The organism is Kordiimonas laminariae (assembly GCF_023008165.1).
Lineage (GTDB): Bacteria > Pseudomonadota > Alphaproteobacteria > Sphingomonadales > Kordiimonadaceae > Kordiimonas > Kordiimonas laminariae.
Genome location: NZ_JAKQZA010000003.1, coordinates 154977 through 168194 on the forward strand (window position 1 = coordinate 154977; position 13218 = coordinate 168194).

Sequence of the window (13218 nt, forward strand, 5' to 3'; positions counted from 1 at the left end):
ACTATGCTTCCAGCTCTGCATCCCAATATAAAAAATCCCGCCAACTTTCATGAAGATAGTTAGGCGGGAATAAACGTCCAATAGTATGTAATTCGGTAGCAGTCGGCCTATAGGGCCAGCGCCTTATGTGCATACCCGCTTCTTGGGGTGTTCTTCCACCCTTTCGCATATTACACGGTGCACAGGCTGCCGAGATATTTTCCCAACTAGTTCGCCCACCTTGTGTTCTGGGGATCACATGATCAAAGGTAAGGTCTTCTTTCGAACCGCAGAACTGGCATGTAAATTGGTCTCTAAGAAACAAATTAAAGCGAGTAAAGGCAGGATATTCAGGCTGCTTCACATATTCCTTAAGCGCAATAACACTGGGCAGTTTCATACTAAAAGATGGTGACCGTACTTCCCTGTCGTATTCAGAAACAATATTCACACGATCAAGGAAAACAGCCTTTAAGGCCAATTGCCAATTCCAAAGACTAAGCGGATAATAACTGAGCGGCCGATAGTCCGCATTCAGCACCAGTGCCGGGCAGGATTCCGGTGATCTCTGGCTGGTTGGCACAAAGTTAATGCCCATTCTTTCGGTCCCCCTGAACAATCAGACACGGGCAAAACCGATACAACAATCGGTGCTGCCATACACTCAACTCCGATACTCCGTAGAATCAAGATACAGTATTACAGCAGTATGACAAAATACTATATTATGTGCTTTACCACTTTTTTCTGTACTTCTTAATACGCATACAAACCAAAATCAGATGGCAAAAACAGCGTTTCCTATTTTCTTTTTCTTCTCATATCTTATGGTGCAGCTATGACAGAAAATGATCAGAAATCACATATGTTCATCACACGCTTTGCCCCCAGCCCAACGGGAGGATTGCATATGGGGCATGCCTATTCAGCGCTTCTCGCCTTTCATGAAGCGCAAAAGAATGATGGACGTTTTCTGCTCCGGATTGAGGATATTGATACCACCCGCTGCAAACCTGAATTTATTGAAGATATCTACAAAGATTTAGAGTGGCTTGGCCTTAGATGGGAAGCCCCTGTTCGGTGTCAGAGTCAACACTTCACTGATTTTCAGCAAGCACTTGATACGCTTAAAAGCATGGGGGTTATCTACCCATGTTTTTGCACACGGAAAGAAATCCAGAACACTCAGTCCCAAATAGGGCCAGAAGGCATTATCTATCCCGGCATCTGCAAACATCTAACCGCAGAAGAACAGCAACAGCTTATAGATATGGGTAAATCTCATTCATGGCGGTTAAATCTGGATGCCGCACTAGAAAAAATAGACACACCTATATTTTGGCGGGATCAAATCGCAGGACAAATAGCTGCGACCCCTGAATTACTGGGAGATGTTATTCTAGCGAGAAAAGATACACCAACGAGCTATCACCTTTCCGTTGTGGTAGATGACGCTTTGCAAAACATCACCCATGTAATCAGAGGCAAAGATCTATGGCATGCAACCCATATACATGTTGTGCTTCAGTCGCTGTTGAAATTACCTCATCCTAGCTATTGGCATCACGAACTGTTGCTTGACGAAAGCGGTGAAAAATTCGCCAAACGCAACAAATCCGTGACGCTAAAGTCCATTCGCGAGAGCGGTGCTAGCGTAAAAGATCTATACACAAAGCTGGGTTTTAATTACTTCCCGCCTGTTAATTTATGAGCCCGCTTTGTCTGGTCTGCTGCTTGTAAAAGTTTTAACTTCAGCTGGTAATTATAACTCGGATGTTCTTTCAAGAAGGTATCAATCATATCGACGGCCTCTTCTGATCGGTGTGAATTCAACGTCGTGACTATCCAACGCCCCGGAAAGAAAATATCACCAGTTTTCTGAATCTCTTCTAACAGCTCAATACTTGGTCCAATAAATCTTTCAGCATGTTTGCGCCTTAAAGGGTGATGCAAATAAGAAATTGCAGATAAAACCCAAGCTTCTACTGCACGATGTTTTTCTTGCTTTAACAATTCAAAGAAGGTTTCTCTGATCTTTTTATCTGGGGAAAGAGCTCCAGCCACAAATTTAAATCTGTGTTGGCGATCAGGGTTTTGGATTGCCACATATTGCTGATTAATAATTTTTTGCCCAAACTTGGGAAGTTTAATCGCTAATGTGGAAGCAAGTCTTATTCTGTCAATCTCAGACAAAACCAAACCTTCAATTTCAATAGTACCTTCCCATACAGCGTACAAATAACTCAACTGCTTACGTGAAATGGCAATATTTTGAAAACTACGAAATAGCCGTTTCTGGATCGATTTATTTGTTTCCAAAAGCACTGCTTTTAAGAGCATTGCTTCCAATTTTTTTGCGGTATTGTTGCGCTGTTTTTCAGGCAGAAAATTCCAGAAGATATTTTCGATCTGTGTAAGAACTAAACCCTGTAATAACTGATTAGGTTCCTGAAACACCCTTTCAGACAAGAAACTATAGTATTCATATGGCGCTATAGATTTGTCACCATCCAGCATACGTTCATATGCACTAATGAAAACACTAGCTCTTTCCAATTCAGAAAACGTCCCCCAATGCTCCCTAATCGCCCCCAAATCAACGGGGAAAATACCGTAGCCTTTACCATCTGTATTAAAGAGCAACACATCACTTTCGGCCAGTACGACATCCACGTTTGCCTCTGCGAAATCAATCATTTGCTTTTCCGCAGTACCATCTAGTCTGCGAACAGTGAATTGCTGCGGCCACACTCTGCCGTTATTCATAGGGTCAGACTGTTCCAAACCACTACCCGAAACATTAATATATGGCATTCTGGGTGAATTAACCCACACCTCGCTCCATGCTTTCAGATCATGCTCCGAACGTCGATCTAGAATGCTGATCAACCCTGGCCAAGTAGCATTGGCACCGGCAAATGTATTTAAATACTCTTGGATACCTGTTTGGAACTCTTCCTTACCTAAAAGCAACTCAAGCTGCTGCATCATAATCGGTGCTTTATTATAGATAATACTGCCATACAAAGTGCCTGCCTCATTTAAATTTGGCAGTTCCTGACGGATAGCATTTGCCCCTTCTGTACGGTCTACGGCATAAGCCCTCGGGAAATTTCTGATATGAAAATTCAGATCATGGTTCACATCAGGGAAGCTGGGGTTAACAATTTTCGCGGCCATAAAATTAGCAAACACTTCTTTGGTCCATACATCATTGAACCAATCCATCGTTACGAGATTACCAAACCACATGTGCGCAACTTCATGTGCAATAAGGTTTGCTCGTCCAAGCTCCTGAGCTTTTGATGCATCTTTCTCCAGAAACAAGCTGCTTGCCCGGTACTGAATGGCGCCAACATGTTCCATACCGCCATACTGAAAGGCTGGAATTAAGGCGAAATCCATTTTCTGAAAGGGATGCTTGATGCCCGTATAGTCTTCAAGCCATTTAAGCGCCGCATAATGTTGATCAAAAATTTCATCCACATTCCGTTCTAATTTTTCCGTATCAGTTTCACGGTGCAGCATCTGGAAAATTTGACCGTTATGTTCCCGGCGTACGACATCAAAACGGCCAGCAACAAAGGAGAAAAGATAACTACTGATACGGTCACTGGTTTGAAAGGCAATGGTTTTCACGCCAGCATCTATAGACTGATGCTTCACTGCACCATTCGCAATTGCCTGCCAGGCTTCTGGCATTGTAAGGGTAAGATTATATGTAGCTTTCAGGTTTGGTTGATCAAACACCGGGAAGGCAGTTCTCGCACGGTCGGGCACAAACAGTGTATAAAGATAATCATCGTTCCGGTTTAAAGAACTTTGCCCTGCGAAAAACTCTATTTTAACACTATTGTCACCAGCATTCAGGAATGTACCATCCAACACTAAATGCTCATTTTCAAACCTAATATTTCTTTCCGTACCATTCACCCATAGTTGGTGTATTTTTTCGCCGTTCTCTTTGAAATCCAACTGCAACGTTTCAGGAATGCTGGAAAGATCAAACGTAATAATCGCTTGGCTGTTAATTTCAGCTTCTGCTTCATCCTTCAGATTAAAAGTGAGATCATAGTGGATATTGGAGAGAAGCTGCTTTCGTTCTTTCGCAAGCTCAAGAGACACACCTGGCTCAATCGGAGCGGCTAAAACATTACTTTCACTAAAAGAAATCCAAACCAGAAAAGCAGTAAACAAGCTAAAGAGTCGCGGCATAACAGTGTCCCGTTCAGTTACAATAAAGGTATTTTATCGAACACGCCGCGGAAGGCCAGCCACAAAGATGTTAGAAGGCCTGCCTATGGGAGAGAACAGGCCTTCATTTAGTTAGTCGGAACTACTGCAACAACACTGGGCAGCATCCCGTGCTTTACAGTCACAATTTGTACATTCACAGCCTGAGCCACACTTACACTCACATGTTTGCTCTTCTGTCATCTTCATTTCCTTTCTTAAGTTTTCATTCAAGAAAATAAAAGCTACAATCTGTAGCAACTACAGATTCAAGAGTTTTTTTCAGGAAATAGGTATGCGGCTATCCATTGGAAAATTGAGTAAGAAAAGCGACGTGAATATTGAGACAATTCGCTACTATGAACGTATCAAACTCATGCCTCCCCCTTTCAGAAGCGATGGTGGTCACCGAATCTATGACGAAACTCATACGGAGCGCCTCCTGTTTATTCGTCGTTGTCGCGATCTCGGATTTCCACTTGAGGATATCCGAAGCCTTCTCGATATGGCTGATCAGGATGAACATTGTTCCAGCATGCGGCCAACTGCTTTTACACACCTAGATGTAGTGCGTGCCAAAATCGCAGCTCTTCAAGAAATGGAAAAAGCACTCACAACCATACTTGATGATTGCCGTGATTGTTCCACCCCAGCCTGCAGTGTCAGTAATGCTTTGTTCAGGTGTGCCGTTCGAAGCTGCGCCTGCTCCGGCAGTGCAGATTTAAAACTAATCAATGTGTAAGAAACCCACATCACATAAGTGAGACACACTGTCGCGATCACCGATTAAGAGTTGTTCTTATATTCCTGACGACTATTATGCGAGCATGTGAGGTTTATAAATTACGAATGGAAATTCAATGAAAGCCATTTTTGTATTGGCAATTCTAAGCGCCGTAGCAACGTTAATCGTAATGCTGATGGGCGTGATGACGATGGGAAAAACAGAGAAGAAAAACCAACGCCGCGGCCAAAAACTTATGCGCGCCCGTGTTACTCTTCAATTCACTACACTTTTCCTTTTGATTCTTGCTGCTGCCACCGGCTAATCAATGGTCAAGCTTACTAAAATCTATACCCGCGGCGGCGACAAAGGACAAACATCCCTCGTTGATGGTAGTCGGCTCGATAAAGATAATGCCCGCATTATAGCATACGGCGACGTAGACGAAACAAACTCTATCATTGGCCTAGCTCGACTGCACACCAAAGCAGCGGCGGATGATATGCTGTCGCAAATTCAAAATGATCTCTTCGATCTGGGCGCAGATCTTGCGACACCTGGTGACGATTTCACCCCTGGTGAAATGACCCTCCGCATAACCAGCGAGCAGGTTGAACGGCTTGAAAAAGAGATCGACACACTGAACGCCGAACTAGCGCCTCTGAATAGCTTTATTCTGCCGGGCGGTAGCCCAGCGAGCGCTTTTCTTCATCAAGCTCGTACCGTATGTCGCCGCGCAGAACGCCACGCTATAACAGCTTCAAAAGAAACAGCTATTAATCCTGAAGCAATAAAATATTTGAATCGTCTCTCTGACCACCTATTTGTTGCATCAAGGTACCTTAATAATAAAGGCTCTGCTGATGTTTTGTGGGTACCGGGAGCCAACAGGTAATCAAACCTTCTTTCAAGGTGTCACCTTACCGTTACGGTTCCCCGGAATATGTTGCACTGCATTGACTCATGCCACCGCATGCGCTAACGCTGTGTACCCTTGAATTTCAAGGATTGGCACTGCCAAATGCCAGTCCTTACACAACTGGAAATGGGGGCTTTGTTGCCCTGCACAAAAACCGGGAGAAGTTAGTCCATGAAAATCATGGTCCCCGTCAAACGGGTAGTCGATTACAACGTGAAAGTTCGCGTAAAATCAGACAACACTGGCGTTGAGCTCGCCAACGTAAAAATGTCCATGAACCCTTTTGACGAAATTGCTGTTGAAGAAGCAATTCGCCTCAAGGAAGCTGGTAAAGCAGAAGAGATCGTTGTTGTATCTGTAGGCCCTAAGCTTGCTCAGGAAACAATTCGCACAGGTCTCGCAATGGGTGCTGATCGCGGTATTCTTGTAGAGCATGATGGCGAAACTGAGCCGCTAGCTGTTGCTAAAACGCTGAAAGCAATCGTTACTGAAGAAAATCCAGATATCGTTCTTCTCGGTAAGCAAGCAATTGACGGCGATAACAACCAAACTGGCCAGATGCTGGCACAGCTTCTTGGTTGGCCACAAGGTACATTCGCTTCAGAAGTTGCTCCTGAAGATGGTAGCCTAAGCGTTACTCGTGAAATCGACGGTGGTCTGGAAACAGTGAAGCTGAACCTTCCTGCCGTTGTAACAACAGACCTTCGTTTGAACGAGCCACGTTATGCGTCTCTACCAAACATTATGAAGGCGAAGCGCAAGCCAATCGATATGAAAACACCTGCTGATTACGGTGTAGACATGGGCACGCGCCTTACTGTTCTAAAGGTTGAAGAGCCACCACAACGCGAAGCTGGTATCATGGTTGAAAGCGTTGAAGACCTAGTTTCCAAGCTTAAAGAAAAGGGAGTAATCTAAATGTCTGCTCTCGTATTTGTTGAACACGATAATACAGAACTTAAAGATGCTACACTAGCTGCTGTAACAGCTGCACAGGCATTTGGTGATGTTGATCTTCTTGTTGCTGGTTCAGGCTGCGGCGCTGTTGCAGAAGCTGCAAGCAAAATCGCTGGCGTAAACAAGGTTCTCGTTGCTGACGCTGATGCATACGCTCACCCACTAGCGGAAGAACTTACAGCAGTAGTTCTTGCAAACGCTGAAGGGTACGATGCAATCATCGCACCTGCGACAACAACTGGTAAGAACTTCCTGCCACGTGTTGCAGCCTCTCTTGATGTTGCTCAGATTTCTGACATCACAGAAGTTGTTAGCACAGACACATTCAAGCGCCCTATCTACGCTGGTAACGCTATAGCGACAGTACAGAGCGCTGATGCTGTAAAAGTTATTACAGTACGCGGTACAGCGTTTGATAAAGCTGCTGCTGAAGGCGGTTCTGCAAGCGTTGAAGATGCTAAAGGCGCAGACACCGTTGGCGTTTCAAGCTTCGTGAAATCAGAACTTTCTGAATCTGACCGTCCAGAACTTACATCTGCGAAAATCATCATTTCTGGTGGTCGCGGTATGGGTTCCGGCGAAAACTTCGCGATTATTGATAAAGTAGCTGACAAACTTGGCGCTGCTGTTGGTGCATCACGCGCTGCCGTGGATGCGGGCTTCGTACCAAACGATTACCAGGTTGGCCAGACAGGTAAGATTGTTGCGCCTGAACTTTACATCGCTGTTGGTATCTCTGGCGCGATCCAGCACCTTGCAGGTATGAAAGACAGTAAAGTGATTGTAGCAATCAACAAAGACGAAGAAGCACCTATTTTCCAGGTTGCTGATTACGGTCTTGTTGCTGATCTGTTCGAAGCAGTTCCAGCACTGGAAGCTGCTCTTTAAGGCGCACGCTTTAAGCACTTGAGCTTTTAGAAAAAGGGCGTCGATTTCGGCGCCCTTTTTTGTATACTAATAACTAAGAATAAAAATATACCGTTCTGAAAGGGAAGAGATGGTTGATACTGTAGGGGTTGTTGGCGCGGGCCAGATGGGGAATGGCATCGCTCATGTTTCTGCTGTTGCAGGCCTTAATGTTGTGCTTAGCGATGTTTCCATGGAACAGGCGCAAGCAGGCCTTAGTGTTGTAGAGCAGAACCTGATGCGCCAGGTTGGCAAGGGTGTTATTTCTGCGGAAGAAATGGAAGCCGCTCTTGGCCGAATTACTTTAGCTGATAATCTATCTGCACATAAAAACTGTGACTTGGTCATTGAAGCAGCGACAGAAAACGAGCAGATTAAAACGAGCATCTTCAAAGAACTTTGCCCGCACCTGAAATCATCTGCCCTTCTGGCTTCTAACACATCCTCGATTTCCATCACACGTCTAGCTGCCAGCACGGACCGACCTGAACAGTTCATGGGCGTGCATTTCATGAATCCCGTACCAGTGATGAAATTGGTTGAACTGATCCCAGGCATCGCGACATCCAAGGAAACACAGGAACGGTTTACGCAGTTCACAGATAACCTTAGCAAAGTAACTGCTGTATCAGAAGATTTCCCAGCCTTTATTGTAAACCGCATTCTAATGCCGATGATCAATGAAGCGATCTACACACTCTATGAAGGTGTTGGTTCAGTTGATTGCATAGATAAAGCCATGCGGCTTGGCGCAAACCATCCAATGGGTCCGTTACAGCTTGCGGACTTCATTGGCTTAGACACCTGCCTATCCATTATGCAGGTACTCTATGAAGGTCTTGGTGATAGTAAATACCGCCCTTGCCCGCTGCTGGTGAAATATGTGGAAGCTGGCTGGCTTGGCCGTAAAACCAAACGCGGTTTTTATGATTACCGGGTAGAAGGCGAGCCAGTTCCAACTCGGTAATTCACAAAGAAAAAGCCCCGTTAATTACGGGGCTTTTACCTATCCAACAAATGCTTTTTTATCTTTAAGTTCCGTAATCATTCGCCTCAAATACGTTTCAGCTTCTTTATCACCTTTCACCAAACGCATAGTTACTTCAGCTTGATTGATAGCCTCATCCACTTGCTTATTCCCCGCAAATGCTTTGGTTAATAAAAAAGAGTATCTAGGCGATTGCGGTAACATCTCTACTGTCCGTTCAAGTGTCCTAACTGCTTCACGGTAATTCTCCAGTTCAAGATAGCTCTCACCAAGCATGCCCTGGACTTGAGGATCACCTGATGCGCGCTCTATCAACTCAACCAGATCCCGATTTGCGTCGGCGTACCTACGCATGGCCATGTAGGCAGAAGCCCTATTTTTAACAGCTGAATCATACTTTGGATTCAGCGCTAAAGCGGTTCCATAATGTACTACAGCTTGTTGGTACCTTCCCCGACGATGTTCAATTGTACCCGCAAGGTTATGAATAGCTATATTCTCAGGATCTTTCTCTTTCAGCAGCTCTAACGTTGCAGATGCGTCATTCAAAGACCCTACTTCCATCTGCATATTAGCCAGTGTTAACAATTGCTTGCTCTCTGCTACACCTGATTTCATCAAATCTTGTAAAATACCAATCGCCTTGGAAGCATTACCGGCTATAAACTCGGCCATCGACTGGCTTTCAATCATTGAACGATAAAGCCTCTTTTTATCTTCCTCCAAGGGGATACCTTGTTCTGTAATCCGTGAAAAATAATCAGCAGATTCTTCAAGTTTTCCTTCTTGAGCAAGTGCAACAGCAATCTGCATATTCGCCATATCATCGTTGGTATTCGACTTAGTTAAATAAGCCAGAACCTCCATTGCTTCCTCATTCTTATTAGTTTGTATGAGGCTGTCCGCCAAAGCACGGCGAATAACCGTATCATTTGGTGTAACTTGAATAATGCTTCTGAGGAGCGCGTTAGCAACATCATATTTACCAACTTTATACAATACATAAGCATAAAGACGCTTAGCTGGAAGGTAGGAGTTTCGAAGCTCATTAAGCCTCACGAGAATTTTCTCAGCTTCTTCATATTCTTCAGCTTGAGTAGCTAATGCCGCAGAATAATAAAGTGCCATTGTATTGCCAGGAATTACCTGTGAAATCACATCAAGTAATTTTTCGACTTCTTCAAAGTTTTGCAGATCTAGATATACTCCTGCTAGCTCAATTAAAGCCGTATAGTATCTGGGGTTTTCATCTAATATTTCACTAAGAATTTTCTCAGCTTCTTCTTGCTGCCCCATATATCGTTTCACAGCACCAAGTATATACTGAGCAGTTAAATCATTGGGGTTCTTCTCATTAGCAAGTAGAGCAAACTTTTCCGCTTCGGCCAAATTCCCAAGGTGTAATTCCATGAAAGCTAAAGCATTATCGGGTAAGTTGCTTTCTGGCTTAATTTCCGCAGCTATGGAAAACAACTTCCTTGCTTCTTCAAAGCGCTCACGTTTTTGTGCAACATCACCTTTCAACAGGATTGCTTCAAATCCTTCATCCCCCTGTAAAGAAACAAGGGCCAACTCTCTTTCTGCTTTAGAAAATTCCTCACCTAACAAATAGGCCTTTGCAAGTAAGAGTGCAGATTTACTTCTGGAAAGACCATGGCGGCGCGCTTGTTCTACTGCAACAGCAGCCGCGACACCCTGCCCATTTTTCAAATAGAGTTCTGCTAATTTCATCAGTTCAGCAGATGTCGCCAGCCCCAACTGCGAACGCGCGGTAAGTATCTCTATCGCTTTAATCGAATCACCAGCGTCAATGACTTGTTCAATCGCAACCAAATCATAGTCTCTAGGATCTACACTCGTAGAATCTTTATTTCCCTCTTCAATAGAAGAATCACAAGACACTAAAATTACAGCACTTGCCAGTACAGTGAACAAACTATTACGTTTCAAGTACTTACTCCCCACAGTAATCAAAATCTCAAAATAAACAGCTTTTATTGTTTCTATCCACAACCCCAATCATAGACGAAACTACACAATACTCTTTTTGCTGGAATTTATTTGTAAAATGTAATATGGAAACAATCAAAGTATTAATAGTTTTTCTAAAATTTTAAATACTGATGGGGATCATCATGAAAGTGTTACGTTCATTTGCAGCTGCATGCAGTTTAGCTGTATCTTCTATTATTATAACTGTAGGTGCGCATGCACAGGTTCCTGGCGTTTTTGAAGCAAACGTAGGCAACTATGCACCCGTGGCACTCGGAAGTGATGTAACACTGAATGCATGTAACTCTGCTTTTAACGTGAGTGGCACTGCAGATTCATATTCAGTGTGTGATATTGTTGAAGAAGCAACCATCACTTACTCTTGGTTAATTCGAAATACTACAACAGGTACCCTTAGCTTCATTGTGAATGCACCTGGTACACTAGGAAGTAACTTTGTTCTTTCGACAGGTAGTGTAGGGGATTTCATTCAAACAGCCGGCACATATGAATTGGCGCTTAACGTTGTTGGAAGCTTGTCACCTTTTAACATTGCTACAACAGGTGGAAACCTGCTTGGGGAATATGACTTTAACGACCCATTCAACCCAGGTAATTCTTCGTCTACAGGGTTTGTTGTTGCTCTTACGGTCACACCCGCTGCGGTTCCTGAGCCAGAAGGTTTACTACTACTGCTTCCTGCAATGCTTTACGCTGCAACACGCCGCAAGCGGAAGAAAACTCTCTAAGTTTTAGAGATATACAGAATTCTAAAAGCCTCTGCATATCATGCAGGAGGCTTTTTCTTTACGTGGCTAATTGAGAGACACCAGCGGCTGAGAGTTTCACCGCCTTTGCACCAAACTGAGCAAGCATTTTTTCACTTTCGTGAGGCTGAAGGGCAGCAACTTTCGTAAGAGCATCCGCAACAGCGCAAGAACGCGCTCGTACCAGCAAACTCGCATCCAACCACTCACCAGAACTACGAAGTTGCCTTCGGCGGTAATCATAAAGCTTCGAACCTCCAAAATACGCTCCCAACCCAACAAGTGCAGCTTTATTTAGAGAAACAGGAATCACACTGGATTGCTGACATCCAGTTCGTACTTCAGGATTAAATTCCACTCGCCATTCACGTGAACCAAATGTCCTGATACAGCCACCTATATCAACCAACCCCGCATTCGCGCCCAGTTCTAAAAGAGCCTGTATGGCCAGATCAACGGCAAACCCTTTGCGAATACCATCCAACGATATACTGAGCGGCCTAAGAAGCCTTATCTGCCGGCGCTCTGATAGATCTATATCTGTCCATTCTGCCACCCCGTCAGTACCCGCAGCAGCCACATCAAATATCCCGTCTGTACGGTAAGAAATATCATTGGCTACCTGAAGCACATGCCGAAGCAAAGAAGGTACGGGAACATATTCATCAAGCGATGTATGAGATATTTCCAAAAATCTCTGCCTCAAATGGGTTTGACTCGTAATTTCATCAAAGCGTTCAATGGTGTTAAAAACAGAATCAATGATCCTGGATGCACACGCATTACCCTTCCCCACCACTGTTATCCGGGCTACTTTCCCGAACAATGGCCGAGATTTGGTTACCTGATTACAAACACATTTTTGAGGGTTGGGCATAAGTGGTACCTTGTTTTTCATTATCACAAGAAAATGTTATTAATAATCATTATTAATTGAAAGAATAATTTGTAACCTTCAACAAAAGAAACATTCACTTCGGTGATGTTAAACGTGGTGATACAAATACCGGCATATCAAACAGAGGGGATCAGCATGAGCTTACATATCGTAATTGGCACTAAAACTTACAGCAGCTGGTCCCTAAGAGGGTGGTTAGCCGTAGCACACACAGGCCTTCCTTTCCGCGAAACAAAGCTTGCGCTGGATACAGAAGAATTCTACCGCGAAATCGAAGCCTTCAGCCCCACGAAATGCGTACCCGCTCTACAGGACGGAGATATTCAGGTATGGGATTCACTGGCGATCATCGACTATTGTGCGCACCTAACACCTGAGAAAAACTGGTGGCCTACTGATAAAGCGGCATATGCTAGAGCGCGTAGTATATGTGCTGAAATGCATTCAGGATTTATGGCTTTACGTGGAGCCGCCCCGATGAACTTCCGAGGTAGCTGGAAGGATCTGATACTTTCTGAAGCTGTACAGAAAGACGTGAACCGTATTGACCAAATCTGGCAAGAGTGCCGGGAAGGTTTTGGTCAAGCCGGTGCATTTTTGTTCGGGGAATTTGGAGCAGCGGATATGATGTATGCCCCTGTTGCTAGCCGCTTCCGAACATACGGTATTCAATTAAGCCCAATCTCTCAGGCTTATGTAGATAGTATTCTCAATCATCCACTTTTATTGCGGTGGCAGGAAGATGCAGCCACGGAAACTCAGATTGTTGCACAGGACGAAATCCCTGCTGACGCAACTCAACTTGGCTGAATTTGCGATTTTATGTCCTTTAGGACACAAATAAATAGATATACT

The 13218-nt window shown here is 44.2% G+C and carries 13 protein-coding genes; 9 read left to right on the forward strand and 4 right to left on the reverse strand.

The window, feature by feature from the left end:
- Nucleotide 1: 1 nt before the first annotated feature.
- A complete protein-coding gene (locus MF542_RS06675; RefSeq protein WP_247017256.1) occupies nucleotides 2-577 on the reverse strand; it encodes an HNH endonuclease in 576 nt (191 codons plus the stop codon).
- A gap of 240 nt (nucleotides 578-817) precedes the next feature.
- On the opposite strand from MF542_RS06675, the gene gluQRS reads away from it, so the two are divergent.
- Complete coding sequence (gluQRS, locus tag MF542_RS06680) at nucleotides 818-1690, forward strand: tRNA glutamyl-Q(34) synthetase GluQRS (protein WP_247017258.1); 873 nt, start codon at nucleotides 818-820, stop codon at nucleotides 1688-1690.
- Here the strand turns inward: gluQRS and MF542_RS06685 are convergent.
- Nucleotides 1666-4194, reverse strand: a complete 2529-nt coding sequence (locus tag MF542_RS06685; RefSeq protein WP_247017260.1) for a M1 family metallopeptidase — start codon at nucleotides 4192-4194, stop codon at nucleotides 1666-1668. The two genes, gluQRS and MF542_RS06685, sit on opposite strands and share 25 nt — an antisense overlap.
- 313 nt (nucleotides 4195-4507) lie before the next feature.
- On the opposite strand from MF542_RS06685, the gene MF542_RS06690 reads away from it, so the two are divergent.
- From MF542_RS06690 to MF542_RS06715, 6 genes are all read left to right on the forward strand, one after another.
- Nucleotides 4508-4954: a MerR family transcriptional regulator gene (locus MF542_RS06690; RefSeq protein ID WP_247017262.1), complete on the forward strand. Its 447-nt coding sequence runs from the start codon at nucleotides 4508-4510 to the stop codon at nucleotides 4952-4954.
- Between the two features lie 118 nt (nucleotides 4955-5072).
- Nucleotides 5073-5261 (forward strand): HIG1 domain-containing protein, encoded by a 189-nt coding sequence (locus MF542_RS06695; RefSeq protein ID WP_247017264.1) that lies wholly within the window; start codon nucleotides 5073-5075, stop codon nucleotides 5259-5261.
- Between the two features lie 3 nt (nucleotides 5262-5264).
- Nucleotides 5265-5831 carry a cob(I)yrinic acid a,c-diamide adenosyltransferase gene (locus tag MF542_RS06700; RefSeq protein ID WP_247017266.1) on the forward strand — a complete coding sequence of 189 codons (567 nt, stop codon included), beginning with the start codon at nucleotides 5265-5267 and terminating at the stop codon, nucleotides 5829-5831.
- Nucleotides 5832-6026: 195 nt separating this feature from the next.
- Nucleotides 6027-6773, forward strand: a complete 747-nt coding sequence (locus tag MF542_RS06705; RefSeq protein ID WP_247017268.1) for an electron transfer flavoprotein subunit beta/FixA family protein — start codon at nucleotides 6027-6029, stop codon at nucleotides 6771-6773.
- Entirely contained in the window at nucleotides 6774-7700 is a 927-nt protein-coding gene (locus MF542_RS06710; protein ID WP_247017270.1) for an electron transfer flavoprotein subunit alpha/FixB family protein, read from the forward strand.
- Between the two features lie 109 nt (nucleotides 7701-7809).
- Nucleotides 7810-8685 carry a 3-hydroxybutyryl-CoA dehydrogenase gene (locus tag MF542_RS06715; RefSeq protein ID WP_247017271.1) on the forward strand — a complete coding sequence of 292 codons (876 nt, stop codon included), beginning with the start codon at nucleotides 7810-7812 and terminating at the stop codon, nucleotides 8683-8685.
- Between the two features lie 39 nt (nucleotides 8686-8724).
- On the opposite strand, the gene MF542_RS06720 is transcribed toward MF542_RS06715, so the two are convergent.
- A complete protein-coding gene (locus tag MF542_RS06720; RefSeq protein ID WP_247017273.1) occupies nucleotides 8725-10656 on the reverse strand; it encodes a tetratricopeptide repeat protein in 1932 nt (643 codons plus the stop codon).
- A 185-nt stretch (nucleotides 10657-10841) separates the two neighbouring features.
- On the opposite strand from MF542_RS06720, the gene MF542_RS06725 reads away from it, so the two are divergent.
- Nucleotides 10842-11447, forward strand: a complete 606-nt coding sequence (locus MF542_RS06725) for a hypothetical protein (RefSeq protein ID WP_247017275.1) — start codon at nucleotides 10842-10844, stop codon at nucleotides 11445-11447.
- 58 nt (nucleotides 11448-11505) lie between these two features.
- On the opposite strand, the gene MF542_RS06730 is transcribed toward MF542_RS06725, so the two are convergent.
- Nucleotides 11506-12156 (reverse strand): FAD:protein FMN transferase, encoded by a 651-nt coding sequence (locus tag MF542_RS06730; RefSeq protein ID WP_486209770.1) that lies wholly within the window; start codon nucleotides 12154-12156, stop codon nucleotides 11506-11508.
- Nucleotides 12157-12498: 342 nt separating this feature from the next.
- Between MF542_RS06730 and MF542_RS06735 the strand changes: the two genes are divergently transcribed.
- The gene (locus tag MF542_RS06735) at nucleotides 12499-13173 is read left to right on the forward strand and encodes a glutathione S-transferase family protein (RefSeq protein WP_247017279.1); all 675 of its coding nucleotides are present in this window, start codon (nucleotides 12499-12501) and stop codon (nucleotides 13171-13173) included.
- Nucleotides 13174-13218: the final 45 nt, after the last annotated feature.

Coding starts and splice junctions, on each gene's coding strand:
- MF542_RS06675 (WP_247017256.1), bottom strand. CDS start 577: ATGGGCATTAACTTTGTGCCAACCAGCCAGAGATCACCGGAATCCTGC.
- gluQRS (WP_247017258.1), top strand. CDS start 818: ATGACAGAAAATGATCAGAAATCACATATGTTCATCACACGCTTTGCC.
- MF542_RS06685 (WP_247017260.1), bottom strand. CDS start 4,194: ATGCCGCGACTCTTTAGCTTGTTTACTGCTTTTCTGGTTTGGATTTCT.
- MF542_RS06690 (WP_247017262.1), top strand. CDS start 4,508: ATGCGGCTATCCATTGGAAAATTGAGTAAGAAAAGCGACGTGAATATT.
- MF542_RS06695 (WP_247017264.1), top strand. CDS start 5,073: ATGAAAGCCATTTTTGTATTGGCAATTCTAAGCGCCGTAGCAACGTTA.
- MF542_RS06700 (WP_247017266.1), top strand. CDS start 5,265: ATGGTCAAGCTTACTAAAATCTATACCCGCGGCGGCGACAAAGGACAA.
- MF542_RS06705 (WP_247017268.1), top strand. CDS start 6,027: ATGAAAATCATGGTCCCCGTCAAACGGGTAGTCGATTACAACGTGAAA.
- MF542_RS06710 (WP_247017270.1), top strand. CDS start 6,774: ATGTCTGCTCTCGTATTTGTTGAACACGATAATACAGAACTTAAAGAT.
- MF542_RS06715 (WP_247017271.1), top strand. CDS start 7,810: ATGGTTGATACTGTAGGGGTTGTTGGCGCGGGCCAGATGGGGAATGGC.
- MF542_RS06725 (WP_247017275.1), top strand. CDS start 10,842: ATGAAAGTGTTACGTTCATTTGCAGCTGCATGCAGTTTAGCTGTATCT.
- MF542_RS06735 (WP_247017279.1), top strand. CDS start 12,499: ATGAGCTTACATATCGTAATTGGCACTAAAACTTACAGCAGCTGGTCC.